We start from the raw sequence: 24,283 nt of genomic DNA, 5'->3' as shown, positions 1-24,283 counted from the left end.
GGATGCCCGCGAACCGGAGCCTGCGGAAAGCAGGGCCATTGCGGCGGCACGGCCGCTCGCTGCGTTACCATCCAGGCGCGACCGGAGGCCTCCGGCCCTGCGACTCGAGCCCGATTGCGGAAGGTGGCGGACATGATCGACCGGCGCGCCCTGACCTGCGGATTTGCGGCCGCAGCCGCCGTCTCCGTGCTGCCTCGCGTGGCGTCGGCCCAGGCGGCGACGCGCGCGCGCAACGTCGTGCTGGTGCATGGGCTGTTCGCCGACGGGTCCTGCTGGTCGGAGGTGATCCCGCGTTTGCAGGCGGCGGGCCTCAACGTCACCTCGGTGCAAAATCCGCTGACCACCCTCGACGAGGCGGTGGGCTCGGCGCTGCGGGTTCTGGCCCGGCAGGACGGCCCGACCGTGCTGGCCGGCCATTCGTTCTCCGGCATGATCGTCACCCAGGCCGGCGTCCATCCGAAGGTCTCGGCGGTGGTCTATGTGGCGGCGCGGGCGCCGGACGCCGGCGAGGACTATGCGGCGCTGGCGGCGAAGTTCCCGACGCCGCCCGCCACAGCCGGGATCGTCTACGACGGCGACCAGGGCCGGCTGACCGAGGCGGCCTTCCTGCGGGACTTCGCCGGCGACGTGCCGGAGGTGAAGGCCAGGGTGCTCTATGCGGCGCAGCAGCCGTTCCACAAGGCGCTGCTCACCGGCAGGACGACCCAGGCCGCCTGGCGCTCGAAGCCCAGCTTCTACGCGGTCTCGACCGAGGACCGGACGATCAATCCGGACCTCGAGCGCTTCATGGCCAAGCGGATGAACGCCCGGATCATCGAGCTCAGGTCCAGCCACCTGTCGCTGATCTCGCACCCGAAGGAGATCGCGGAGCTGATCCTGGAGGCCGCCGGGGGGCGGGCCTAGGCCCCGATCAGCTCGCGGCCGATCAGGAAGCGGCGGATCTCGTTGGTGCCGGCGCCGATGTCGTAGAGCTTGGCGTCGCGCAGGCAGCGCTCCACCGGATGGTCCTTGGTGTAACCGGCCCCGCCGAGCGCCTGGATCGACTCCAGCGCCACCTTCACCGCGCTTTCGCTGGCCATCAGGATCGCGCCGGCGGCGTCGAAGCGGGTGGTCTGGCCGGCGTCGCAGGCCCGCGCCACCGCATAGACGTAGGCGCGCGCGGCGTTCAGCGCGACGTACATGTCGGCGACCTTGCCCTGCATCAGCTGGAAGCCGCCGATCGGCCGTCCGAACTGCTGGCGCTCGCGCACGTACGGCAGCACCACGTCGAGGCAGGCCTGCATGATGCCGAGCGGCCCGCCGGCCAGCACCGTGCGCTCGTAGTCCAGCCCGCTCATCAGCACGCCCGCGCCGCCGTTCAGCGGACCGAGCACGTTGTCCTCGGGGACCTCGCAGTCCTCGAACACCAGCTCGCCGGTGTCGGAGCCGCGCATGCCGAGCTTGTCGAGCTTCTGGCCGACCGAGAACCCCTTGAGGCCCTTCTCGACGATGAAGGCGCTGATCCCGCCGGAGCCGGTCCCCGGCGCGGTCTTGGCGTAGACCACCAGCACGTCGGCGTGCGGCGCGTTGGTGATCCAGAACTTGGTTCCGTTCAGCACATAGACGTCGCCGCGCTTGTCGGCCTTGAGCCGCATCGAGACGACGTCGGAGCCGGCCCCGGCCTCGCTCATCGCCAGCGCGCCGACGTGCTCGCCGCTGATCAGCTTCGGCAGGTAGCGTTGCTTCTGCGCCTCCGTGCCCCAGCGGCGGATCTGGTTGATGCAGAGGTTGGAGTGGGCCCCGTAGGAGAGGCCGACCGAGGCCGAGGCGCGGGAGACCTCCTCCATCGCCACCACATGCTCGAGGTAGCCCAGGCCGAGGCCGCCGAAGTGCTCCTCGACGGTGATCCCGTGCAGGCCGAGCTCGCCCATCTGCGGCCAGAGTTCGCGCGGGAAGCTGTTCTCCGCGTCGATCCGCGCGGCCAGCGGCGCGATTCTGTCGGCGGCGAAGCGGGCGGTGGTCTCGCGGATCGCGTCGGTGGTCTCGCCGAGGTTGAAATCAAGCGCGGGAGAAGCGGTCTGGGGCATACGTGATCCTCCCGGATGCCGTGTTCGGCATCGTTCTAACGCCTTATGGCGCTGATGGGAGCATATAATCCTTCATTCGCTCGCGCAGGACCTTCTTGTCGATCTTGCCGGTCGCGCCGAGCGGGATGTCGCTGACGAACAGCACGTCGTCCGGCGTCCACCACTTGGCGATCTTGCCTTCCAGGAAGTCGAGGAACTCGGCCCGCGTGGCGGTCTCGTCCGGCTTCAGCTTGACCAGCAGCACCGGCCGCTCGTCCCACTTCGGGTGGCGCACGCCGATCACCGCGGCCAGCTCCGCCTTGGGATGGCCCATCGCCAGATTCTCGATCTCGATCGAGGAGATCCATTCGCCGCCGGACTTGATGACGTCCTTCGCCCGGTCGGTGATCTGCATGAAGCCGTATCCGTCGATGGTGGCGACGTCGCCGGTGTCGAAGAAGCCCACCGGGTCGAGGATGTCGCCGCCGTCGCCGCCGAAGTAGGCCTTGGAGACGAACGGGCCCTTCACCTTCAGGTGGCCGGAGGTCTTGCCGTCGTGCGGCAGCAGCCGGCCAGCGTCGTCGGTCAGCTTCATCTCGATGCCGAGCGGCGGGCGGCCCTGCTTCATCTTCAGCCGGAACTGGCTGGCCGGGTCGAGCGCCTGGGTCTTGGCGGTCGGGTTGGACTCCGTGCCGAGCGGCGAGGTCTCGGTCATCCCCCAGGCATGGGTCACCTCGACGCCGTAGTCGTCCTGGAAGGCGCGCACCAGCGACTCGGGCACCGCGGCGCCGCCGATCACCACCCGCTTCAGGGTGGTGATCTTGCCGCCGCTCTGGCGCAGGTGGGTGAGCAGCATCTGCCAGATGGTCGGCACTGCGGCGGAGAAGGTCACGCCCTCGCTCTCCAGCAGCTCGTGCACCGAGGCGCCGTCGAGCCGGGCGCCCGGCATCACCAGCTTCGCGCCGACCGCCGGGCCGGAGAAGCTGAGCCCCCAGGCGTTGGCGTGGAACATCGGCACGACCGGCAGCACCACGTCGCGCGAGCTGATCCCCAGAAGGTCGCCGCCCAGGGTGACCAGGGTGTGCAGGAAGTTCGAGCGGTGGGAGTAGAGCACGCCCTTCGGCGCGCCCGTCGTGCCGGAGGTGTAGCAGAGCCCCGCGGCGGTGTTCTCGTCGAAGCCGCCCCAGGCGAAATCGTCGGCCTGGGCGGCGACCAGGGTCTCGTAGCAGAGCAGGCCCGGGAGGTTCGCCGCCGCCAGGTGCGCCTCGTCGGTCAGCACGACGATGTGCTGCACGTTCGGCATCTTGTCGCGATGGGCCAGCAGCAGCGGCGCGAAGGTCAGGTCGACGAGGATCACCTTATCGCCGGCGTGGTTGATGATGTAGCAGAGCTGCTCGGGGTGGAGCCGCGGGTTGAGCGTATGGCAGACCGCGCCCATCCCCATGATGCCGTACCAGGCCTCGAGGTGCCGCGCGGTGTTCCAGGCCAGGGTCGCCACCCGGTCGCCGGGCGCCACGCCCAGCGCATGCAGCGCGTTGGACAACCGCCGCGCGCGACTGTGCACCTCGGCGTAGGTGGTCCGCACGATCGGCCCTTCGACCGAGCGGGTGACGATCTCGGCGTCGCCGTGCCAGCTGCGGGCATGGTCGAGGATCTTGTCGACCGTGAGCGGCCAATCCTGCATCAGGCCAAGCATTGGACCACCTCGAATATTCACCCTGCACCTGAGCTAACGGACCCTGTGTGGCCCGGCAACGCGGCGCTTCTCGCGGCCGTTCCGCGCGGCAGACCAGAGTGTAGGCTCTCGCGCCGGCCGTCGCGGCAACAAACCCGGCCTTTCAATCATTTGCTTCCTGTAAATGAGTGAAGGAGCGTGTCGGCGCAGATGGACGTTGGGAACGCGCCAGCGCCGTCGGCGGGCAATCTATTGCCGGACGCGATCGAGGTCGCGCCGATTTCGATCGCCATCTTCGACCGTGAGATGCGCTACCTCGCGGGCTCCCGTCAGTTTCGGATCGAGCACGGCCTGGACCCCGCCGAGCCGCTCGCCGGGCGGTCGCACTACGACGTCTTCCCGGGCGCGCCGGACCGCTGGCGGCAGCTGCACCGGCGGGCGCTGCAGGGCGAGGCGCTGCAGGCCGAGGAGGAGGTGGCGCGCGCCGACGGCCAGCTGGATTGGATGAGTTGGGCGATGCGGCCCTGGCGCACGCCGGACGGCCAGGTCGGCGGCCTCGTGCTGACGATCGAGCACATCACCGACCGGAGGCGGCGCCTGACCGACCTGCAGGCCGCCGAGCAGCGCTACCGCGGCGTTTTCGACCAGGTGGCTGTGGGCGTGGCGCGCATCGGCCCGGACGGCGCCTTCCTCGAGGTCAACGACCGCTACTGCAAGATCACTGGCTTCGGCCGCGAGGAGCTCCTGCGTCGGCGCTTCCAGGACATCACCCACCCCGACGACCTGGCCTCGGACATGGCCGACGCCCAGGCGCTGCTGGCCGGCGAGGTCGCGACCTACGCCAAGGACAAGCGATACGTCACTCCACGCGGCGACATCGTCTGGGTGAGCCTCACCGTTTCGCTGGTTCGCGACGAGATGGGCGAGCCGGATTACTTCGTCGCGGTGGTCGAGGACATCACCGCCCGCAAACAGGCGCAGACCCGGCTCAACGAGGCCTTCAGGATCCGCACCGTCGGAGTGCTGTTCTGGGGCGGAGGGGACTTCCGCCTGGCCGACGCCAACGACGCCTTTCTGCAGATGACCGGGTTCTCCCGGCAGGAGGCCCTCGGCAAGAGCTGGCAGGACTTCACGCCGCCGGAGTTCCACCCGGCGTCGCGGAATGCGGTCGCGGAAATCGCCGAACGGGGCGAGACCACCCCGTACGAGAAGCAGTATTTCCGCAAGGACGGCAGCCGCTGGTGGGGGCTGTTCGCCGGGCGTCGGATCGGCGACGAGGTCGTCGAATTCGTGCTCGACGTCACCGAGCGCCGGGAGGCCGAGGCTGCGCTTCGCCAGCTCAACGAGACGCTCGAACTGCGCGTGGCCGAAGAGGTGACCGCCCGGCTGAACGCCGAGGACGCCCTGCGGCAAAGCCAGAAGATGGAGGCGATCGGCCAGCTGACCGGCGGCGTCGCCCACGACTTCAACAACCTGCTCACGGTGATCCGCTCCTCGGCCGGCCTGCTGCAGCGCGAGGGGCTGCCGGAGGAGCGGCGCCGGCGCTACGTCGAGGCCATCGCCGAGACCGCCGAGCGCGCGGCCAAGCTGACCGGCCAGCTGCTCGCCTTCGCCCGTCGCCAGGCGCTGAAGCCGGAGGTGTTCGACGTCGGCGGGCGGGTCGAGCGGATCTGCGATATGCTGCGCACGGTGGTCGGCCCGCAGATCGAGCTCGTCACCCGGCTCGACTGCGAGTCCTGCTTCACCGAAGCCGATCCGACCCAGTTCGAGACGGCGCTGGTGAACATGGCGGTCAACGCGCGCGACGCCATGGAGACCGGCGGGCGGCTGACCATTCGCATCCACCCGGTCGACCGGGTGCCGCCGGTGCGCGGCCATCAGTCGGCCGAAGGTCACTTCGTGGCGGTTGCGGTGAGCGACACCGGCGTCGGCATTCCCGCCGACAAGCTGGCGCAGATCTTCGAGCCGTTTTTCACCACCAAGGCGGCGGGCAAGGGCACGGGGCTGGGGCTGAGCCAGGTCTACGGCTTCGCCAAGCAGTCCGGCGGCGAGGTCGACGTGCACAGCGAACTGGGGAAGGGCGCGGTCTTCACCCTGTTCCTGCCGCGCTCGTCGGAGCGGCCGGGCCCGGTCGATGAGAGCGATTGGGAAGAGCTTCCCGGCCCTGCCCGCGGCCGCATCCTGGTGGTCGAGGACAACGAGCAGGTCGGCGCCTTCTCCACCCAGATGCTGACGGAGCTGGGCTTCGAGACCCGCTGGGCGGCCAACGCCGAGGCGGCGCTGAAGCTGCTGCAGGCCGAACCGCAGGGCTTCGACGCGGTCTTCTCCGACGTGGTGATGCCGGGGATGAGCGGCATCGAGCTGGCCCGCGAGATCCGCCGGCGCAACGCCAGGCTGCCGGTGATCCTGACCAGCGGCTACAGCCATGTGCTGGCCGCCGAGGGCTCGCAGGGCTTCGAGCTGGTGCAGAAGCCCTACTCGGCCGAGGAGATCACCCAGGTCCTGCGCCGCGCGATCGCCAGCGCCCGGGCGTCACACTGAGGCTGGAGCATTCTGAACTGGTTCCAGTTCAGCGGAAGACCACCCACCCGGCCGGCAGGTCGGCGGCGCGCACGCCGCGCAGGGTGAGCCGCGCGCCGGCCAGTTCGAGCACCGTGTCCGCGCCGCTCTGCCGGACGGTGTAGGGCGCGCCGGTCGGCAGCTCGACGAGGTCGCCGTCGGCGGCGGCGAAATCGGTGACGACGTCGGCGCCGAAGCCCGGCGCGATGTGGAAGCGGTCGGCGCCCGGACCGCCGGTCAGGGTGTCGTCGTCGCGGTCGCCGCTCACCCAGTCGCGGCCTTCGGCGCCCGACACCCGGTCGGCGCCGCGGCCGCCGTGCAGCACGTCGTCGCCGGCCCGCCCGTCGAGCGTGTCGTTGCCGGCGCGGCCGTGGATCGCGTCGCTCTTGCGGCCGCCGTGCAGCTTGTTGTCAGCGCCGTCGCCCTCGATCCGCCGGCTCGGCGCGGCGACCGAGGCGGCCTGCGGGACCACCCGGTGCGGCGCGGCGAGCGCGCGGGCGATCTGCGCCTGGGCGGCTTCCGAGGCCGGCGGCGAGCCGTTCATCACGTACTGCAGGCCGCTTTCGATCACTTCGAAGATCACCACGTCGGGTTTGAAGCGCTCGACCAGCTCCGGCCGCCAGAACCCGTCCTGATGGTGGTACAGCACGATGCGGCTGAAGTGGCCCTCCAGGAAGGGCAGCAGGGCGAGGCTGAAGGAGTCCCGCAGCATGAGCAGCACCGGCTTGCCGGCGTGCCCGGTCTCGATGACCTGCGGCGCCGTCCAGTTCTGCTTCTCGGTCAGCCAGACGGTGTTGCTGGCGGTCTGCGGATCGCGTAACTGCTGATAGTCGGCGTCGACGAAGCTGGCGACGCCGAGCATCTGCGACAGGTTGCGCGGCTTGTGCGGGTCGTCGGTGATCTCGCGGAAGGCGGCGATCGGGCGAGGGCCGTCGGTGATCCCGGCGGCCGCCAGCCGCTGCATCACCATGACGTAGGCCTGGTAGGCGCCGAGCCCGGTCCAGTGGGTCTCATAAGGATTGTAGACGTTCAGGCCCCAGCGAGCCTGCTGCTGCAGCACCGGGCCCGGATCGACGATCTCGCCGACGCCGGCCACGGCGTTCAGCCGGCCGAGCAGCGGGGCCGGCCGGTTGGGGTCCGGGCCGCGGTACCAGTCCGGACCGTACTGCGGGACGATCATCTCCTTGTCCGGACCGATCAGCAGCAGATGGTGGACGCCGCGGGCCTTCAGCCATTCGGTGCGGCCGGCCAGGCCGGCCAGCCAGTCGCGCGCCTGGTCGTCGGTGAAGGCCGGGTTGTTGCGCGCCACGTCGAAGTGCCGGCCGTTGTCGTAGAACAGCCAGCCGTCGCGGCCGACGATCACCTGCTCGGCTCCGCTGACGCCCAGCCGGTAGCGCAGGAAGTTGAGCGCCGCGATCAGGTGGGTCCGCGCCGGAAAGCTGTCGGTGACATAGGCGTCCATCGCCTTGGGCCAGGCGCGCAGCTCCGCCGGCGAGCGCGGCGTGGCGGGGGCCGCGCGCGGCTCGCGGTTCTCCTGCAGGTCCGGCGGGTCGAGCGCGGCCGGCAGCAGCAGGCCGGCGGCCAGCACCGCCAGGCAGGTGGCGGTCAGCCGCCGCCAATGACGCTTGGGAAGGGGGCGCATTAGAACCGAAAGTAGAGGAAGGGGTTGAGGCTCGAGCTCGCCAGCTTGGCGACGCTGACCAAGAGCCCGCCGGCGAGCAGGGTGACGGACAGCACGTGCACGCCGTGCGGATCGAGCCGAGCGGGCAGGTGGGCCGAGGCCGGCAGGCGCGGCAGCCGCAGCCGCTCGCCGAGCCACGGCAGCACCGGCAGGGCGAAGATTGCACCGAGCACCAGGGCGGCGATCGTCTCGCGGTCCAGCAGCAGGCGCAGCGCGGTGTCGGGCGCGCGGGCGGCGCCGAAATCGACCATCGCGGCGTAGAAGCCGAGCGCCTTGTCGAGGTCGGCGGCGCGGAACAGCACCCAGCCGATCAGCACCGCCAGCAGCGCATAGACGTGGCCGACGACCCGCGGCGCGCGCTCCAGCGCTTTGCCGAGGCCGAACCGCTCGATTAGCAGGAAGCCGCCGTGGAACAGGCCCCAGGCGATGAAGTTCCAGGCCGCGCCGTGCCAGAAGCCGGTGAGCAGGAACACCACCAGCAGGTTGCGCACGGTCTTCAGCTTGCCGGCGCGGTTGCCGCCCAGCGGGATGTATACGTAGTCGCGGAACCAGGACGACAGGCTGATGTGCCAGCGCCGCCAGAATTCGGTCATCGAGCGCGAGACGTAGGGGTAGTCGAAGTTCTTCGGGAAGGTGAAGCCCAGCAGGAAGGCCAGGCCGATGGCCATGTTGGAGTAGCCGCAGAAGTCGAAATAGATCTGCAGCGTATAGGCCACCGCGCCCAGCCAGGCGGTGGTCGGCTCCAGCCCGGCGACCGGCATGTCGAAGGCGTGGTCGGCCAGCGGCGCCAGGGTGTTGGCGATCAGCACCTTCTGGCTCAGCCCGACGATGAAGTACTGCAGGCCCAGCCCGATCTGGCCGGTGCGGCGGCGGTCGGCGTGCAGCTCGTCGCGGATGTGCGCGTAGCGGACGATCGGCCCCGCGATCAGGTGCGGGAACATCAGGATGTAGGCGGCGAACCGCGTCAGCCCGCGCTCGACCGGCACGGCGCGGGTGTAGACGTCGGCCACGTAGCTGATCAGCTGGAAGGTGAAGAACGAGATCCCCAGCGGCAGGGCGAGCTGGAGCTCCGGCAGGCGCAGCGCCGGCAGCACGGCGTTCAGGTTGTGCGCCAGGAAGCCCGCGTACTTGAAGAAGCCCAGCACGGCGAGGTCGAGGGCGACGATGCCGATCAGGATCGCGCGGCGTCGCCCGGCCGCAACCGTCCGCTCCATCGCCTGCGACGCGGCCCAGTTCGCCAGGATCAGCGCGCCGAGCAGCAGGACGTAGGGACCTTCGCCCCAGACATAAAAGACCACGCTGCCGGTCAGCAGCGCCGCGGTGCGCCAGCCGCTCAGGTAGTAGCCGAGCAGGAAGACCGGCAGAAAATAGAAGATGAAGATGATTGAGCTGAACAGCATCTACCCTGCGCCCCCCACCGACTCACCGCAGGCGGCCGCACCTTGCGGGAACCGATGACAGCTTCGCAACCAGGCGTCGTCGCGGCGGATCGCCTCTGGCGCCGCGTCGGCGCCCGGGGCATGAGGGCGCGCGCTGCTTGACCATGGAGGCTCCGCTGGACCGCGCCGCATCGAAATCCGCCCGTCCGGCCGCGGCGTCGGAGCCGAGCGCCTGGCGGCGGCGGTCCTTCTGGCTGCAGCAGGTGCGGCTCTGGCACTGGGTCAGCGCGGCGCTCTGTCTGGCGTGCATGCTGCTGTTCGCCGGCACGGCGATCACCCTGAACCACGCCGACGTCTTCGAGCCGCAGCCGCAAACCACCAGCCGCACGCTGCAGCTGCCCGCGGCGCTGGCCGCGCAGCTGGCGTCGGGACCGAGCGAGGGCGCGGCGCCGCTGCCCGCGCCGGTGGCCGCCTGGGTCAACGCGCAACTGCAGTTCGACCTCTCCGGGGATCTCGCCGAATGGTCGGAGGACGAGGTGACCGCCGCGCTTCCCCGGCCGGGCGGCGAACGCGCGCTGAGCTTCGACCGCGTTTCCGGCGCGCTGACCTACGAGACCTCCAATCGCGGGGTGGTGGGCGCGCTCAACGACCTGCACACCGGCCGCAACTCCGGCCGCGCCTGGGGCTGGTTCATCGACGTCTTCGCCATCGGCTGCCTGGTGTTCGCCGCCACCGGCCTGGCGCTGGCCTGCCTCTATGCGCGCGGCCGCCCGCTGACCTGGCCGCTGCTCGCCACCGGGGCAGGCGCGCCCTTGATCTTGATCATCCTGCTCCTGTTCCACCTGCTTTAAGGCGTTTGCGGCGCAAATGAGAGCGAGTTGCAACTTAACCGTTGCACCTGCGATCTATTCGCAATAACAGCGGCGCCTCAAGTCAACGACCGCAAAGGTCGGCAGAGGGGATCTAACGAAGATGAGCGTTTCGAAGCCGGCGCTGAGCCGTCCTGCGAGCCTCCGCGCGAGCGTCGCGCCGCGCGCCGCCATACTGGGCCTTTCGGCGGCCATGCTGATGCCGATCGCGGCCCAGGCGCAGGACACCGAGCTCGCCACGGTGAAGGTGCAGGACACCGCGATCGATCCGAACCCGAACGCTCAGGTTGGCGTCCCCTACAAGGCCCGCACCTCGGGAGACGAGCGTCGCCTCCGTCCGCTGGCTGAGACGCCGGCGACCATTCAGGTGCTGACCGCCAAGGAAATCGAAGACTCCGGCCAGACCGACCTGCGGGCGATCCTTGACGGCGTTCCGGGCATCACCCTCGGCACCGGCGAAAACGGCAACGCCTTCGGCGACCGCTACATCATCCGCGGCCAGGAAGCCCGCAGCGACGTCTTCGTCGACGGCCTGCGCGACCCGGGCATGGCCACCCGTGAGAGCTTCGCGGTCGAGCAACTCGAAATCACCAAGGGCCCGAACTCGAGCTTCGCCGGCCGCGGCGCGGCGGGCGGCACGATCAACGCCATCACCAAGCAGGCCAACACCAACCTGAACTTCGGCAAGGCGGCCCTCGGCGTCGGCTCCGACGACCACTTCCGTGGCACGCTCGACGTCAACCGCACCTTCGGCGACACCCTCGCGGTGCGCCTGAACGGCCTCTACACGACCGAGGACGTCCCGGGCCTCAGCCCCGCCAACCGTGAGCGCAAGGGCCTGGCCCTGTCGGGCCTCTACTCGCCGACCGACGACCTGAGCATCACGCTCGACTACTACGGCCTGCGCGCCAAGGATAAGCCGGACATCGGCACCTATCTGCTCAACGGCGCGCCGCGGGCGGATGTGCCGGTCTATGTCCAGGACCAGGACTTCCTGAAGTCGGACGTCGACACCTTCACGGCCCGGGTGAAGTACCAGTTCAACCCGAACCTGCGGATCACCAACCTCAGCCGCTACGGCGAGACCTATAACCGCTACGTGGTCACCGGCACGCGCGGCGCGGCCACCAGCCTGAACGGCCCGGGCGGCGCCTACACCAGCGCGACGCTCAGCACCCATCAGGGCTGGCAGGACGTCGAGTACTTCGCCAACCAGACGAACCTGTTCCTCGACACCGAGCTGTTCGGCATGAAGCACCAGTTCGTGTTCGGCGCCGAGTACGCCGACCAAAAAGTGAAGAACGGCGTCTACCGGGTGACGAACAATGGGGCGTTCAACTGCGCCGTTCCCGCCGGAACGACCAATCCGAATCCGACGACGCCGAACAACTACTGCATCTTTGGCGCGAACGGCCTGCCGGTGAACGGCCTCAACAGCCTGATGAACCGGCAGATCACCAAGGGGCTTTTCGACATCGACTGGGCGGTCGAGACCATCTCCGGCTACGCGATGGACACCTTCGATCTCACCGACAAGCTGTCGGTGTTCGCCGGCGTCCGCTTCGACGACTACGACATCAAGGTCACGACCCAGAACACCACCACCCTTGTTCGGACCCCCTACAAGGACTCCGACACCATCTGGAGCGGGAACCTCGGGTTGACCTACAAGGTCACCGACGACGGCATGGTCTACTTCGCCTGGGCGTCCTCGGCCGACATCAACGGCGGCGAGTCTGACGTCGGCACCAATTCCGGCTACGGCGGCCTGATCATCGATCCGCTAACCGGCAGCATCGGCGCCAAGCCGGAGCGGTCGGAGAACCTCGAGGTCGGCACCAAGTGGAACATCTTCGGCGAGCGCCTGCTGCTCACCGCGGCCGCATTCCAGACCACCAAGAGCGACGTCATTGAGGGGGAGGGCTACACCTCCGTCGCCGCCGGCAACGATCCCAACTCGGGCAAGAACCGCGTCCGCGGCGTCGAGTTCGGCGCCACCGGCGCCGTGACCGACAAGCTGATGGTGCAGGCTGGCGTGACCTTCATGAAGAGCAAGGTCCTGGAGTCGGCCGTGGCCGACCGGGTCGGCAAGCGGCTGTCGAACTTCGCCAACGCCTCGGGTTCGGTGCAGGCCCGCTACCAGCTGACCGAGAACTTCTACTTCGGCGGCGTGGTGCGGTACGAAGGGAAGCGCTATGGCGGTCAGCCCGACACCGCGGCCGCCCTGATCCCTGGCACCGGCATTCTCACTGTGCCGATCCCGGCCTACTGGACCGGCGACCTGTTCGCGGCCTACCGCCTGAACAAGGACCTCGAAGCGCGGGTGAACTTCAACAACGTCACCGACGAGAAGTACTATCTGGCGGCCTATCGCGGTCAGAACTTCCTGTACCGGGGCGACGGGCGCAACGTCCGCTTCACCCTGAACTATGAGTTCTAGTCGTCGACATGACGTCGTCGGAACAGGCCGGGCGCAAGCCCGGCCTGTTTCCGTATTCTGAGTTTGCTATGGCCCCGCTTTCCGCCATCCCTGCCGATGTCCGTTGCGCCCGCGACTACGAGCGGCTGGCGGCGGACGCGCTCGACCCGGCCGTGCTCGCCTATCTGGCCGGCGGGGCCGGCGACGAGATCACCCTGCTGCGCAACTGTCAGGCGTTCGAGCAGGCGACGGTGATCCCGCGGGTGCTGCGCCGCGTCGATAGCGGCCACACGCGCCTGACGCTCGGCGGCCGTGAGCGGCCGCACCCGATTTTCCTGGCGCCGGTCGCCCATCAAGCCCTGTTCCACCCGCGGGGCGAGCTCGACACGGCGCGCGGCGCGGCGGCCACGGAGACCGGGCTGGTCTGCAGCACCCTGTCGTCCTTCACGCTGGAGGAGATCGCCGCGGTCGCCGGGCCGGATCGCTGGTTCCAGCTCTATGCCCAGCCATGGTGGGCCGCGACCCTCGACCTGGTGCGCCGCGCCGAGGCGGCCGGCTACGCCGCGATCGTGCTGACGGTCGACGCGCCGGTCCAGGCGCCGAGCCTGCGCGCGCAGCGCGCCGGATTCCGCCCCGAAGCCGCCGCGGCGGCCAATCTGCAAGCCTATCCGGCTGCCCCTGCGCGCACGCTCGCCGCCGGCCAAAGCCGCATCCTGCAGGGCATGATGGCCGAGGCCCCGGGCTGGGACGACCTCGACCGGCTGATCGCGGCGACCACGCTGCCGGTGTGGGTGAAGGGCGTGATGCATCCCGACGACGCCGTCGCGGCGCTGGCCCGCGGAGCGGCCGGGGTGATCGTCTCCAACCACGGCGGCCGCGCGCTCGACGGCGCGCCAGCCAGCCTGTCGGTGCTGCCGCGGATCCGCGCGGCGGTCGGCGAGGGCGCCAGCGTGCTGCTCGACAGCGGTGTCGGCTCCGGGAGCGACGTCTTCAAGGCGCTGGCGCTGGGCGCCGACGCCGTGCTGGTCGGCCGCCTGCAGGCTTGCTCTTTGAGCGTTGCCGGGGCCCTGGGCGTCGGGCACATGATCAAGCTGCTGCGCGAGGAGCTCGAGCTCTGCATGGCCCTGGCCGGCTGTGCGACCCTGGCCGACATCCGCAAGGTGGAGGTGGCGGCATGCTGATCGCGATCGAACAGGTCCTCTCCAAGGAAGAGGTCGCGCAGTACCGGACGCTGCTGGAGGCGGCCGAATGGCGCGACGGGGCGGCGACCGCCGGCTCGCTGGCGCGCCACCAGAAGCAGAACCTGCAGCTCGACGACGACGCCGAGGCCGCCGTCAACCTCGGCGACCATCTGCTGCGCCGGCTGCAGAGCCATCCGCTGTTCGTCTCCGCGGCCCTGCCGCGACGGATCTTCCCGCCGAAGTTCAACCGCTACGAGGCCGGCGGCGGCTATGGGGCGCATGTCGACAGCGCCGTGCTGCGCAGCCCGCGCGACGGCGTCACCCTGCGCAGCGATCTGTCGGCGACGCTCTTCCTGTCCGAGCCCGAGGACTACGACGGCGGCGAACTGGAGATCGAAGGCCCGTTCGGCGTGCAGAGCGCCAAGCTCGCGGCCGGCGACCTCGTGCTCTACCCGTCGAGCAGCCTGCATCAGGTCGCGCCGGTCACCCGCGGGGTTCGCCTGGCGTCCTTCTTCTGGATCGAAAGCCTGGTCGGCGACGAGGGCGAGCGCACCCTGCTGTTCGACCTGGACCAGGCGATCCAGGGGCTGACTCCGGCGGTCGGTCCGACGGACGCGAGCCTGCTGAAGCTGACCCACGTCTATCACAACCTGCTGCGCCGCTGGGCCCACACCTGAGATGACCGCAAGCGTCCTTTCCTCCTCGGCCGGATCGGCTGTCGACTATCGTCGCGCACGCGCCTTGAGCCGCGGCCAGCGCGTCGCGGCCTGGGCCGCCGTGGCGGCGCTCCACGTCGGGCTGGTCGGCGGCCTCGCACTGGCCAGCCTGAAGACCAAGGCCCCGCCGCCGACCCCGTCGATCATGGTCTCGATGATCTCCGAGACCCCGGCCGCGCCGACCGCCGTGCCGGAACCGCCCCCGCCGCAGCCGCAGCCGAAGCCGCCGACGCCGCAGCCGAAGATGGTCGCCGCCGCGCGGCCGACCGCCTCGCCGATGACCGCGCCGCCGCCGGAGGAGCCGGTCCGGCCTGGAGCCTCGCCGTCCAGGCGTCCTCCGCGCCGCCGTCGCCGGCGGCCGCGCCGAGCGCGGCGGCGACCGGTCCGGCGACCACGCCGCCGAACTTCACCGCCGCCTACCTGAACAACCCGGGGCCGCAGTACCCTTACGTCTCGCGGCGCAAGCACGAGCAGGGCGTGGTGAAGCTGCACGTCTTCGTCAACGCCAACGGCCGCCCGGAGCGGGTGGAGATCGCGCGCAGCAGCGGCTTCCCGCTGCTCGATCAGGCGGCGTTGGACGTCGTCAAGAACCGCTGGCGCTTCGTGCCGGCGAAGCGCGGCGACCAGGCGGTCAGCGCCTCGGTCGTCGTGCCTCTCGAATTCGAACTTAAGGATCGTTGAGCAGTCCCATGGAACCCTCGCTTGGCTTTGGCCACTTCATCACCCAGGCCGACCTGCTGGCTAAGACGATCCTCGTGATCATGGCCGTGGCCTCGGTCTCCAGCTGGTACATCATCGTCACCAAGTCGGTGGCCGGCTTCCGCGCCCGCAAGCGCGCGGCGCAGTTCCTCGACTTCTTCTGGAACGCCAGCTCGCTCGACCAGGTCGCCCGCCGGCTTGAGGAGACGGCGCCGGACGAGCCGTTCTCCAACCTGGCCCATCAGGGCATCGTCGCCAGCCGCCACCATGAGCGCCACGGCGGCGCGCGGCTGGGCGAAGCCGGCAGCGCCGGCGAGTACCTGACCCGGGCGCTGCGCCGCACGATCGACGAGGAGACCTCGGAGATGGAGTCCGGCCTGACCATCCTGGCCTCGATCGGCGCGACCGCGCCGTTCGTCGGCCTGCTCGGCACGGTGTGGGGCATCTACCACGCGCTGGTGGCGATCGGCATGTCCGGCTCGGGCACGCTCGACAAGGTCGCCGGCCCGGTCGGCGAGGCGCTGATCATGACCGCGATCGGCCTGGCCGTCGCGATCCCGGCGGTGCTCGGCTACAACTTCCTGGTCCGCCTGAACCGCATCACGCTGGCCCGCCTCGACGGCTTCGCCCACGACCTGTTCTCCTTCCTGGCCACCGGCGCGAAGGTCGACGACCAGGCCGCCCAGGTGACCCGCCTGGCGCCTGAAGCCGCCCGGAGGGCCTGAGCCATGGCGTTCGGAGGCTTCGGGAGCAATCGCAACAGCGCGCCGATGGCGGACATCAACGTCATTCCGCTGGTCGACATCATGCTGGTGCTGCTGGTGATCTTCATCGTCACCGCGCCGCTGCTCACCCATTCGGTGAAGGTCGATCTGCCGAAGGTGTCGAGCACGCCGAACATGAGCCAGGCCAAGAGCGTGCAGTTCGCGCTCGACGGGGCGGGCCAGATGTACTGGGACGGCGAGAAGATCGACCGCGCCCAGATGATTCAGCGGATGGCCGCGGCCGCCGCCCAGGATCCGACGCCGGAGCTGCACCTGCGGATCGACCGCCAGGCGCGCTATGAGGCGATCGCCGACGTGATGAGCGAGGCGGCCAAGGCCGGCTTGACCAAGATCGGCTTCGTCACCGACCCGTCGCGGCCGGGCGCTCAGCCCGTGCTCGCCGGCGCGACTCCCTGATCGTCACCAACCCGGGAACAACGATGCGCAAGCTTATCGGACTTGGACTTCTGCTCGCCGGCCTGTCCGTGGCGGGCTCCGCCGCGGCCCACGGCGACGTCTCGTGCCCGGACGTGCCGCGCAGCGAGCGCCGCCCGACTGTCGAGCTGCAAAAGGAGCTGCAGAAGCAGGGCTGGACCGTGCGCAAGCTGCAGAAGTTCAACGGCTGCTACGAGGTCTACGGCTACGACGCCAACGGCAAGAAGGTGGAAGCCTTCTTCAACCCCAAGACCTTCGAGCGCATCCGCGCGAACTGAGCCGTTTCAGGCGGCGCCGCGGTAAGCCCGCGGCGTCACCCCGGTCCAGCGTTTGAAGGCGCGGCCGAAGCTCGCCTGTTCGGAATAGCCGAGCATCGCGGCGACCTCGTGCACGCTGGCCTGGCCGTTGCGCAGCGCCGCGGTGGCCAGCTCGATGCGCTGCTTCTCCACCAGGTCGGAGAACCGCACCCCGCTCTCGCTCAGCCGCAGCTGCAAGGTGCGCACCGAGGCGCCGAGCTTGCGGGCGCAGCGGGCGATGGTGCAGGCGCCGGAGGGCAGGGCGCCGCGGATGTAGCTCTCCACCCGCTCCACCGTGGTCGCGGCCGAGGCGGCCTTGACCCGCTTCAGATAGCCGCCCAGCAGGCTGAACAGCAGCCGGTTGGCCGTGCCGACCGGCCGCTCCAGCACGCCGACCGAAAAGCCGATGGCGTTGCCGTCGCGGCGTCCGGTCACCCGACAGTCGACCTTGGCCTGGATCGCGTCCAGCTCCCGCGCCGGAACGTTGAGCGCCAGGTCGACGTAGGCGGGCCGGAAGTCCGCGCCGCCGAGCATGTGCAGGATCTTCAGGTTCAGCAGCAGCGCCTGGTAGTTGGCCTGCTCGATCACCGCGAAATCGCCGTGGCCGCGCCAGCGCAGCTCGGCGGTCTCGCCGGTGGCGACGAGCTCCAGTTCGCCCTCGCGGGAATGGGTCACCGGCAGGTAGTCGACGATCCCTTGCAGCCCTTCGCGGAAGGTGGGCGCCGCTCGCCCCAGCGCCGCGACGCAGCCGAACACGTCCGGTCCCTGCAGCTCGGCGAGCTCCAGCCCGAACAGCGGTGCGTCGAACCGCGCCCGGCAGTCCTCCAGCGCGCCGACCGCGCCTGCGCAGGCGATGAAGTTGTCGGGGTCGGCGAAGGCGATGGGATCGATGTCGTGCCGCTCGAGCATCCGCCGCGGGTCGGCGCCGTAGCGCTGCACCAGCGCATGGAAGCCGGCGAGGTTGCCGGCGCGCATCTGCCCGGCGCTCGGGCCGACGTCGAGCGGCCCTTCCAGGCTGAAGAAATAGTCGGGCTCGCGCCCCATCCCGCTTCCTCCACCACGCCCGCCTCGCCGCGGGTCTGCGCGGCGGATCCGCCGTGCTTGCCATAGGGGTAGCGCATGTGCCTAGCTTTGCGAAACGGTCGCCGCCAAGGACGGCCGAGGCATTTGGGAGGCGACATGGCCGAGCCGGGCAAGACCGTAGCCGTGGTGACCGGCGCCAGCCGCGGCGCGGGCCGGGGCATCGCCATCGCGCTCGGCGCGCACGGCTGCACCGTCTACGTCACCGGCCGCTCGGAAAAGTCCGGCGACCACCCGCTGCCCGGCACCATCTACGAGACCGCCGAGGCGGTCACCGCCGCCGGCGGCAAGGGGATCGCCGTGCGCTGCGACAGCGGCGACGACGCGCAGGTCAAGGCGCTGATCGAACAGGTCGAGCGCGAGCAGGGCCGGATCGACATCCTCGTCAACAACGCCGCGGCCATCTACGACGAACTCAACGCCCCGGGCCATTTCTGGGAGAAGCCGCTCAAGCTGGTCGACCTGATGGATGTCGGCCTGCGCAGCGGTTACGTCGCCAGCTATTACGCGGCGCCGAAGATGGTCGAGCGGCGGAGCGGCCTGGTGATCTTCACCTCGGCGTCGGGCGCCGTGCACTACGTGTTTGGCCCGGCCTACGGTGCGCACAAGGCCGGCATGGACAAGTTCGCCGCCGACATGGCCGTCGACTTCGCCGACTTCAACGTCGCCGCTATCTCGATCTGGATGGGCGCGCTGCTGACCGACCGGCTGAAGAACATCATCGCCGCGGAGCCGGAGAAGTACGGCTATCTGCAGGAACAGATCGAGACGCCGGAATTCACCGGCCACGTCATCTGGGCGCTGTGGAACGATCCGAAGCTGATGGAGCTGTCCGGCCAGACGCTGATCGGCGCGGAGCTGGCGGTGAAGTACGGCGTCCAGGACGAGGGCGGCCGTCAGCCGCCGTCCTACCGCGAGACCCACAAGGTCGAGCCCCGCGTCCAGTACCCGGTGATCATCCGCTAGCGTTCGGCAGCCGCGTCTCGCGAGGCCGCCGGGCGGAAGGAGACGACATGGATCAGGCGTCCGAGGTCCTGCCGGTCTTGCCGGTGGAGCTGCTCGAGTTCTCCGCCAATCCCGACCCCTACATCGAGGCCGCGCGCCGCGAGCATCCGTGGCTCGCCAGGTTCTCCCAGGGCTATGTGGTCCACGGCTATCAGGCGACCAAGGACCTGCTGGCCGACGACGACCACCTGCAGCCCGGCTTCGGCGGGGTCGTCGACTTCTATGGGGTGCGCGGCACGATGTGGGCGCGCTTCATGGAGGAGATGGTGCTGTCGCAGTCGGGGCCCGAACACGCGCGGCTGCGGGCCAGCGTGGCGACGGCCTTCACGCCGCGTCAGGCCAACCAGGCGCGGCCGCTGATGCGCCGGGTGATCACCGAGCTGCTCGACGACTGGGCCCCGTCGGGCGCGTTCGACTTCGCGCAGTTCGCCGCCTTCTTTCCGGTCGCGGTGATCAGCGGGCTGTTGGGCGTCTCGGCCGAGGCCATTCCGAAGATCCGCACCGCGCTCGACAACCAGTTGACCTCGCTCACCCTCGATCCGGCGGCCAAGCCGCTGTTCATGGCCGGCTGGGAGGTGCTCTGGAGCTTCGCCGACGAACTCGTCGGCGAGCGCGAGGCCCGCGGCGCAGGCGATGAGGAGTCCCTGCTCGACGCCCTGATCGCCGCTAAGAACGCCGGCCAGCTCGACGCGACCGAGCTGCGCTTCATGGTGCTGGTGCTGATGGTCGCCGGTTACGACACCTCGAAGAACATGCTGACGCTGATCATGCAGATGCTGCTGGAGCGGCCGGAGATGTGGCGGCGGTGCGCCGAGGATCAGGCCTACTGCGCCAAGGTGGTCGAGGAGGCGCTGCGCCACTCGGCGATCACCACCCCCTACCGCGCCGTCGCCAAGGACTTCGACTACGAGGGCGTGCGCTTCCCGGCCGGGGCGATGGTGGTGTTCGCCACCTCGCTCGCCGGCCGTGATCCGGCGGCCTACGACGAGCCGCTGAGCTTCGATCCCGAACGGCCGGCCGGTCCCCGGCATGTCGCCTTCGGGCGCGGCGGACACATCTGCCTCGGCCAGTTCATTGCCAGGAACCAGCTTGAGGAGGGGCTGCACCTGATCGCCCAGCGGCTGCGCAATCCGCGCCGCGCCGGCGCGGTGGTCTGGCGGCCGTTCCTCGGCGCCTGGGGACTGAAGACCCTGCCGATCGCCTTCGAGCCGGCGCCGGCGCCCGCCCCGGCCTGAGCGGGCCTTGCCGCGACTGTCCATCTCTGTGCGCGATCTGTAGAGCGCCCGCGGCCTTCGTCTGGCACCGTCCTCGACAGTGGAACCTGCGTCTCGACGGCTCGACCCAAGGCGTGGCGGCAGGCCTAAGAACAGGAAAGGGAGTGCAGCGATGTCCGAAGCGAACCGTCCTTCGCCCGAAGAGATCATCCTCTACGAGAAGGATCCCAAGACCAAGATCGCGACGATCACGCTCAACCGTCCCGACCACCTGAACGCCCCGACCATCGCCGCGCGGCTGCGCTATTCCGACCTGATCCACCGCGCCAACGTCGACGACGACGTGAAGGTGCTGGTGATCCGCGGCGTCGGCAACAACCTCGGCGGCGGCGCCGACCTGCCCGAGCAGGCCGACATGCTGTCGGAGACGGCCCAGGTCTCGCTGCTGAAGGAGTTCCGGATCGGCGACGACGAGGGGGTCAAGTATCCGCCGAAGAACTCCTACCGCTATCTCGCGTCGCTGACCCAGCTGTACGCCAACCCGAACTACGGCTGCCGCAGCCTGCAGGACTTCAAGAAGATCAGCATCCTGGAGGTGAAGGGCTACTGCTACGGCTGGCACTTCTACCAGGCGGCGGACGCCGACATCATCATCTCCTCGGACGACGCATTGTTCGGCCACCCGGCGTTCCGTTACGTCGGCTGGGGCCCGCGCATGTGGCAGTGGGCCAACACCATGGGCATCCGCAGGTTCCAGGAGATGGTCTTCACCGGGCGGCCGTTCACCGCCCAGGAGATGTACGACTGCAACTTCGTCAACAAGGTCGTCGCGCGCGCTGACCTCGAAGCCGAAGTCGCGAAGTACGCCTCCGCCTGTTCGAACACCCGTCCGACCGACGTGGTGATGATGCAGAAGACCTTCTTCGAGGTCATGAAGCAGCAGCAGGGCGAGTACATGGGCTCGATCCTGACCGCCTGGCTGGAGTCGATGCTGCCGGCCGTGTCGAACGACGGCGGCGAGCTGACGCTCGGCGACGAGACCTTCGAGAAGGGCCTGAACAACGCGGTGAAGGACAACGACAGCCTCTATCCGCCGGACTTCCGCCTGAGCCGTTCGGGCCGCAAGGCCAAGGAATAGGCCGCGAATTTCGCCGGCCGTCTTACAGGCGGCCGGCGCCAGCCATAGGACTTCGGCAATGCAGTACGCGACGCTCGGGAACACCGGCCTGGTGGTCTCGCGGCTGGGCTTTGGCGCGCTCACCTTCACCCAGGGCAACCAGACCCTGAGCACGGTCTATAAGGTCGGCGCCGGCCTCGCCGACGAGCTGGTCGGCCGCGCGCTCGACGCCGGGGTCAACTTCTTCGACACCGCCGACGTCTACGCCGACGGCGAGTCCGAGGTGCTGCTCGGCCAGGCGCTGAAGCCGCACCGCGACAAGGTCGTGATCACCACCAAGGTCGGCAATCGCGGCACCACCGACCGCGAGCTGCTGCGCACCGGCCTGTCGAAGCGGCACATCCTGTGGTCCGTCGACCAGAGCCTGAAGCGGCTCGGCACCGACTGGATCGACTTCTATGTCGCCCACCGCGAGGACCCGTTCACGCCGCTGGAGGAGACGCTGGAGGCGTTCGACGCCGTCGTGCGGGCCGGCAAGGTCCGTCATATCGGCTTTTCCAACTGGTCGGCCTGGACGGTCTCTGCGGCGATGGAGATCCAGAAGGCGCGGGGGCTGACGCCCTTCACCCACGGCCAGATGTACTATTCGCTGCTCGGCCGCGACGTGGAGCGCGACATCGTGCCGATGATGCAGCGCTACGGCCTGGGCATGACCGTCTGGAGCCCGCTGGCCTTCGGCTTCCTCAGCGGCGCCTACAGCCGCGAGGACCTGACCAAGCCCGACAACCGCTTCTCCAGCTTCGATCCGCTCGGCATCGACAAGGAGAAGGGCTTCGCGGTGATCGAGGTGATGCGGCGGATCGCGGCTGCGCGCGCGATCACCGTGCCGCAGGTGGCGATCGCCTGGCTGCTGGCGCGCCCCGGCGTCACCAGCGTGCTGATCGGCGCCACCAAGATGCACCAGCTCGACGACAACCTCGGCGCCGCCGACGTCCGGCTCACGGACGAAGACATGGCCGAGCTGAACGAGGCGACCAAGATCGACATGATCTACGCGACCTCGGCCTGGATCGAGCCGGACCGCAAGGTGACCCGGGCGCTGGGACGCTGAGGCGTGATGCCGACGCCAAGCGCCCCCTCAGTCAGCTTCGCTGACAGCTCCCCAGCGTGCGGGGGAGCAGCGATCCGCTCCTCCCCTGCGAAGCGGGGGAGGTGGATCGCGCCGCAGGCGCGAGACGGAGGGGGCGTCCGGCCATGAGCCGCGTCCTCGCCGGCAAGGCCGCTCTCGTCACCGGCGCGGCGCAGGGCGTCGGCGCCGGGGTCGCCCGGGCGCTGGCCGCCGAAGGCGCGCAGGTGCTGGTCACCGACCTGAACGCCGCCGGTGCGGCCGAGGTGGCCGCGCAGATCAACGCCGAGCGTGGCGCGGGCGTCGCCTTCGGCCTGGGCCACGACGTGACTTCCGAGGCGGCCTGGGACGCCGCCGTCGCCGCGGCCAGGGCGCAGATGGGCGGGCTGTCGGTGCTGGTGAACAACGCCGGCGTCCTGCCGTTCGGTTCGGTCGAGGACCTGAGCCTGGAGGAGTGGCGGCGCGGCATGTCGGTCAACGCCGACAGTGTCTTCCTCGGCTGCAAGCACGCCCTGCCGCTGATGCGCGAAAGCCAGCCGGGGTCGATCGTCAACATCGCCTCGGTTTCGGCGCTGATCGCCTCGCACAACCTGGCCGCCTACAACGCCTCGAAGGCCGCGGTCTGGATGCTGACCAAGTCGGTGGCGCTGCACTGCGCCAAGCACGGCTGGGACATCCGTTGCAACTCGGTCCATCCGACCTTCGTGCGGACCGCGATGTTGAACGACATCGTCGGCGACGACCCGGCGGCCCTGGCCAAGCTGGCCCGCCAGGTGCCGCTCGGCCGGATCGGCGAGGTCGAGGACGTGGCCGCCGCGGTGGTCTACCTCGCCTCCGACGCCAGCCGCATGATGACCGGCGCCGAGCTCAAGCTCGACGGCGGCCTGACGGCGATGTGAGCGCCGCGAGCGCGGCGAGAAAGACAGGTGCAGTGATGGCTGACGGCATGATGCGTGCGCTGGTCTGCGAGAGCTATGGCCCGCCGGAGACCCTGCCGCTGCGCGAGATCGCGATCCCGCAGCCGGGGCCGGGCGAGGTGCTGATCAAGACCCAGGCTGCGGGCGTCAACTTCCCCGAGACGCTGATCATCGAGAACAAGTACCAGATCAAGCCGCCGCTGCCGTTCAGCCCGGGCGGCGAACTGTCCGGCGTGATCGCCGAGGTCGGGCTCGGCGTGGACGGCTTCAAGCTGGGCGACCGGGTGGCGGCGCTGACCAACTGGGGCGCCTTCGCCGAGTATGTGATCGCCCGCGCCGAGCGCACCACCCATGTGCCGGACGGCATGCCGCTCGACGTCGCCGCCGCCTTCACCATGGCCTACGGCACCTCGCATCACGCCTTGAAGCAGCGGGCCCGGCTGCAGCCCGGCGAGACCCTGCTGGTGCTGGGCGCCGCGGGCGGCGTCGGCCTGGCCGCGGTCGAACTCGGCAAGGTGATGGGCGCTCATGTGATCGCCGGGGCCTCGAGCCCCGAGAAGCTGCAGATCGCGGCGGAGTACGGCGCCGACGCGCTGATCGACTACAGCGCCCAGGACCTCAAGGCGACGCTCAAGGAGCTGACCGGCGGCAAGGGCGTCGACGTGGTCTACGACCCCGTCGGCGATCGGCTGGCCGAGCCGGCGTTCCGCTCGATCGGCTGGGAAGGGCGCTATCTGGTCGTCGGCTTCGCGGGCGGCCAGATCCCGACGCTCCCGCTCAACCTGCCGCTGGTGAAGGGCGCATCGATTGTCGGCGTGTTCTGGGGCGACTTCGTCGCCCGCTCGCCGGCGCTGCACGCCGAGAACATGGCCGAGCTCTACGCCTGGCACGCCGAGGGCAGGCTCAAGCCGCTGATCAGCGCACGCTTCCCGCTGGAGCGCGGCGGCGACGCGATCCGCTGGATCCAGGATCGCAAGGCCAAGGGCAAGGTGCTGGTCGAGGTCGGCGAGGCCGGCTGAGCGCCTTAGCGGTTGGCCGGCGGGCCGTTCGGCGCTTTTCTGCGGGACGGCGGCGATTCGCTTGCAGCTTCGCCAGCAGTGCAGGGT

22 protein-coding genes are annotated in these 24,283 nt (G+C 69.7%); 17 read left to right on the top strand and 5 right to left on the bottom strand.

Annotation, left to right across the window (positions count from 1 at the left end):
- Positions 1 to 132: 132 nt before the first annotated feature.
- Positions 133 to 903 carry an alpha/beta fold hydrolase gene (locus ACSQ14_RS14175; RefSeq protein WP_436013826.1) on the top strand — a complete coding sequence of 257 codons (771 nt, stop codon included), beginning with the start codon at positions 133 to 135 and terminating at the stop codon, positions 901 to 903.
- Here ACSQ14_RS14175 and ACSQ14_RS14170 read toward each other — a convergent pair.
- Positions 900 to 2,066, bottom strand: a complete 1,167-nt coding sequence (locus tag ACSQ14_RS14170) for an isovaleryl-CoA dehydrogenase (RefSeq protein ID WP_436013824.1) — start codon at positions 2,064 to 2,066, stop codon at positions 900 to 902. The genes ACSQ14_RS14175 and ACSQ14_RS14170 overlap by 4 nt on opposite strands.
- Positions 2,067 to 2,109: 43 nt before the next feature.
- Positions 2,110 to 3,741 (bottom strand): long-chain-fatty-acid--CoA ligase, encoded by a 1,632-nt coding sequence (locus tag ACSQ14_RS14165; protein WP_436013822.1) that lies wholly within the window; start codon positions 3,739 to 3,741, stop codon positions 2,110 to 2,112.
- Positions 3,742 to 3,930: 189 nt separating this feature from the next.
- Between ACSQ14_RS14165 and ACSQ14_RS14160 the strand changes: the two genes are divergently transcribed.
- Positions 3,931 to 6,261 (top strand): PAS domain S-box protein, encoded by a 2,331-nt coding sequence (locus ACSQ14_RS14160; protein ID WP_436013820.1) that lies wholly within the window; start codon positions 3,931 to 3,933, stop codon positions 6,259 to 6,261.
- Positions 6,262 to 6,289: 28 nt separating this feature from the next.
- On the opposite strand, the gene ACSQ14_RS14155 is transcribed toward ACSQ14_RS14160, so the two are convergent.
- Together ACSQ14_RS14155 and ACSQ14_RS14150 are read right to left on the bottom strand one after the other, a co-directional pair.
- Positions 6,290 to 7,921 (bottom strand): alginate O-acetyltransferase AlgX-related protein, encoded by a 1,632-nt coding sequence (locus tag ACSQ14_RS14155; protein ID WP_436013818.1) that lies wholly within the window; start codon positions 7,919 to 7,921, stop codon positions 6,290 to 6,292.
- Positions 7,921 to 9,360: an MBOAT family O-acyltransferase gene (locus ACSQ14_RS14150; RefSeq protein WP_436013816.1), complete on the bottom strand. Its 1,440-nt coding sequence runs from the start codon at positions 9,358 to 9,360 to the stop codon at positions 7,921 to 7,923. The genes ACSQ14_RS14155 and ACSQ14_RS14150 overlap by 1 nt, the downstream gene beginning before the upstream one ends.
- Positions 9,361 to 9,503: 143 nt before the next feature.
- On the opposite strand from ACSQ14_RS14150, the gene ACSQ14_RS14145 reads away from it, so the two are divergent.
- The 9 genes from ACSQ14_RS14145 to ACSQ14_RS14105 all read left to right on the top strand — a co-directional run bounded on the left by ACSQ14_RS14145 (position 9,504) and on the right by ACSQ14_RS14105 (position 16,700).
- Positions 9,504 to 10,190 carry a PepSY-associated TM helix domain-containing protein gene (locus tag ACSQ14_RS14145; RefSeq protein ID WP_436015425.1) on the top strand — a complete coding sequence of 229 codons (687 nt, stop codon included), beginning with the start codon at positions 9,504 to 9,506 and terminating at the stop codon, positions 10,188 to 10,190.
- A 121-nt stretch (positions 10,191 to 10,311) separates the two neighbouring features.
- Complete coding sequence (locus ACSQ14_RS14140) at positions 10,312 to 12,648, top strand: TonB-dependent receptor (RefSeq protein WP_436013814.1); 2,337 nt, start codon at positions 10,312 to 10,314, stop codon at positions 12,646 to 12,648.
- 68 nt (positions 12,649 to 12,716) lie between these two features.
- Positions 12,717 to 13,808, top strand: a complete 1,092-nt coding sequence (locus tag ACSQ14_RS14135; protein ID WP_436013812.1) for an alpha-hydroxy acid oxidase — start codon at positions 12,717 to 12,719, stop codon at positions 13,806 to 13,808.
- Entirely contained in the window at positions 13,802 to 14,485 is a 684-nt protein-coding gene (locus tag ACSQ14_RS14130; protein WP_436013810.1) for a Fe2+-dependent dioxygenase, read from the top strand. The genes ACSQ14_RS14135 and ACSQ14_RS14130 overlap by 7 nt, the downstream gene beginning before the upstream one ends.
- Positions 14,486 to 14,549: 64 nt before the next feature.
- Positions 14,550 to 14,948 (top strand): hypothetical protein, encoded by a 399-nt coding sequence (locus ACSQ14_RS14125; RefSeq protein ID WP_436013808.1) that lies wholly within the window; start codon positions 14,550 to 14,552, stop codon positions 14,946 to 14,948.
- Positions 14,945 to 15,205, top strand: coding sequence for an energy transducer TonB (locus ACSQ14_RS14120; RefSeq protein WP_436015423.1), 261 nt, complete (start codon positions 14,945 to 14,947; stop codon positions 15,203 to 15,205). Before ACSQ14_RS14125 ends, ACSQ14_RS14120 begins: the two co-directional genes overlap by 4 nt.
- An 8-nt stretch (positions 15,206 to 15,213) precedes the next feature.
- Complete coding sequence (locus ACSQ14_RS14115; protein WP_436013806.1) at positions 15,214 to 15,948, top strand: MotA/TolQ/ExbB proton channel family protein; 735 nt, start codon at positions 15,214 to 15,216, stop codon at positions 15,946 to 15,948.
- A gap of 3 nt (positions 15,949 to 15,951) precedes the next feature.
- The gene (locus tag ACSQ14_RS14110; RefSeq protein WP_436013804.1) at positions 15,952 to 16,404 is read left to right on the top strand and encodes an ExbD/TolR family protein; all 453 of its coding nucleotides are present in this window, start codon (positions 15,952 to 15,954) and stop codon (positions 16,402 to 16,404) included.
- 23 nt (positions 16,405 to 16,427) lie between these two features.
- Positions 16,428 to 16,700: a PepSY domain-containing protein gene (locus tag ACSQ14_RS14105; RefSeq protein ID WP_436013802.1), complete on the top strand. Its 273-nt coding sequence runs from the start codon at positions 16,428 to 16,430 to the stop codon at positions 16,698 to 16,700.
- 6 nt (positions 16,701 to 16,706) lie between these two features.
- On the opposite strand, the gene ACSQ14_RS14100 is transcribed toward ACSQ14_RS14105, so the two are convergent.
- A complete protein-coding gene (locus ACSQ14_RS14100) occupies positions 16,707 to 17,762 on the bottom strand; it encodes a helix-turn-helix domain-containing protein (RefSeq protein ID WP_436013800.1) in 1,056 nt (351 codons plus the stop codon).
- 135 nt (positions 17,763 to 17,897) lie between these two features.
- Here ACSQ14_RS14100 and ACSQ14_RS14095 point away from each other — a divergent pair, with 135 nt between their 5' ends.
- From ACSQ14_RS14095 to ACSQ14_RS14070, 6 genes are all read left to right on the top strand, one after another.
- On the top strand, positions 17,898 to 18,764 hold the full coding sequence (locus ACSQ14_RS14095; RefSeq protein WP_436013798.1) for an SDR family NAD(P)-dependent oxidoreductase: 867 nt from the start codon (positions 17,898 to 17,900) through the stop codon (positions 18,762 to 18,764).
- 47 nt (positions 18,765 to 18,811) lie between these two features.
- The gene (locus ACSQ14_RS14090; protein WP_436013796.1) at positions 18,812 to 20,038 is read left to right on the top strand and encodes a cytochrome P450; all 1,227 of its coding nucleotides are present in this window, start codon (positions 18,812 to 18,814) and stop codon (positions 20,036 to 20,038) included.
- 151 nt (positions 20,039 to 20,189) lie between these two features.
- Positions 20,190 to 21,155 (top strand): enoyl-CoA hydratase/isomerase family protein, encoded by a 966-nt coding sequence (locus ACSQ14_RS14085; protein ID WP_436013793.1) that lies wholly within the window; start codon positions 20,190 to 20,192, stop codon positions 21,153 to 21,155.
- Positions 21,156 to 21,213: 58 nt separating this feature from the next.
- Positions 21,214 to 22,245, top strand: coding sequence for an aldo/keto reductase (locus ACSQ14_RS14080; RefSeq protein WP_436013791.1), 1,032 nt, complete (start codon positions 21,214 to 21,216; stop codon positions 22,243 to 22,245).
- 143 nt (positions 22,246 to 22,388) lie between these two features.
- A complete protein-coding gene (locus ACSQ14_RS14075) occupies positions 22,389 to 23,159 on the top strand; it encodes an SDR family oxidoreductase (RefSeq protein ID WP_436013789.1) in 771 nt (256 codons plus the stop codon).
- Positions 23,160 to 23,194: 35 nt separating this feature from the next.
- Complete coding sequence (locus ACSQ14_RS14070; protein WP_436013787.1) at positions 23,195 to 24,196, top strand: NADPH:quinone oxidoreductase family protein; 1,002 nt, start codon at positions 23,195 to 23,197, stop codon at positions 24,194 to 24,196.
- Positions 24,197 to 24,283 lie beyond the last annotated feature (87 nt).

The organism is Phenylobacterium sp. LjRoot219 (genome assembly GCF_964252995.1).
Classification (GTDB): Bacteria; Pseudomonadota; Alphaproteobacteria; order Caulobacterales; family Caulobacteraceae; genus Phenylobacterium.
Note: the sequence above shows the minus strand (reverse complement) of the source record. Positions and strands in the feature narration are given on the sequence as shown.

Coding starts and splice junctions, on each gene's coding strand:
- ACSQ14_RS14135 (WP_436013812.1), top strand. CDS start 12,717: ATGGCCCCGCTTTCCGCCATCCCTGCCGATGTCCGTTGCGCCCGCGAC.
- ACSQ14_RS14095 (WP_436013798.1), top strand. CDS start 17,898: ATGGCCGAGCCGGGCAAGACCGTAGCCGTGGTGACCGGCGCCAGCCGC.
- ACSQ14_RS14085 (WP_436013793.1), top strand. CDS start 20,190: ATGTCCGAAGCGAACCGTCCTTCGCCCGAAGAGATCATCCTCTACGAG.
- ACSQ14_RS14090 (WP_436013796.1), top strand. CDS start 18,812: ATGGATCAGGCGTCCGAGGTCCTGCCGGTCTTGCCGGTGGAGCTGCTC.
- ACSQ14_RS14075 (WP_436013789.1), top strand. CDS start 22,389: ATGAGCCGCGTCCTCGCCGGCAAGGCCGCTCTCGTCACCGGCGCGGCG.
- ACSQ14_RS14170 (WP_436013824.1), bottom strand. CDS start 2,066: ATGCCCCAGACCGCTTCTCCCGCGCTTGATTTCAACCTCGGCGAGACC.
- ACSQ14_RS14080 (WP_436013791.1), top strand. CDS start 21,214: ATGCAGTACGCGACGCTCGGGAACACCGGCCTGGTGGTCTCGCGGCTG.
- ACSQ14_RS14115 (WP_436013806.1), top strand. CDS start 15,214: ATGGAACCCTCGCTTGGCTTTGGCCACTTCATCACCCAGGCCGACCTG.
- ACSQ14_RS14110 (WP_436013804.1), top strand. CDS start 15,952: ATGGCGTTCGGAGGCTTCGGGAGCAATCGCAACAGCGCGCCGATGGCG.
- ACSQ14_RS14140 (WP_436013814.1), top strand. CDS start 10,312: ATGAGCGTTTCGAAGCCGGCGCTGAGCCGTCCTGCGAGCCTCCGCGCG.
- ACSQ14_RS14070 (WP_436013787.1), top strand. CDS start 23,195: ATGGCTGACGGCATGATGCGTGCGCTGGTCTGCGAGAGCTATGGCCCG.
- ACSQ14_RS14165 (WP_436013822.1), bottom strand. CDS start 3,741: ATGCTTGGCCTGATGCAGGATTGGCCGCTCACGGTCGACAAGATCCTC.
- ACSQ14_RS14130 (WP_436013810.1), top strand. CDS start 13,802: ATGCTGATCGCGATCGAACAGGTCCTCTCCAAGGAAGAGGTCGCGCAG.
- ACSQ14_RS14150 (WP_436013816.1), bottom strand. CDS start 9,360: ATGCTGTTCAGCTCAATCATCTTCATCTTCTATTTTCTGCCGGTCTTC.
- ACSQ14_RS14155 (WP_436013818.1), bottom strand. CDS start 7,921: ATGCGCCCCCTTCCCAAGCGTCATTGGCGGCGGCTGACCGCCACCTGC.
- ACSQ14_RS14105 (WP_436013802.1), top strand. CDS start 16,428: ATGCGCAAGCTTATCGGACTTGGACTTCTGCTCGCCGGCCTGTCCGTG.
- ACSQ14_RS14160 (WP_436013820.1), top strand. CDS start 3,931: ATGGACGTTGGGAACGCGCCAGCGCCGTCGGCGGGCAATCTATTGCCG.
- ACSQ14_RS14100 (WP_436013800.1), bottom strand. CDS start 17,762: ATGGGGCGCGAGCCCGACTATTTCTTCAGCCTGGAAGGGCCGCTCGAC.
- ACSQ14_RS14145 (WP_436015425.1), top strand. CDS start 9,504: ATGGAGGCTCCGCTGGACCGCGCCGCATCGAAATCCGCCCGTCCGGCC.
- ACSQ14_RS14175 (WP_436013826.1), top strand. CDS start 133: ATGATCGACCGGCGCGCCCTGACCTGCGGATTTGCGGCCGCAGCCGCC.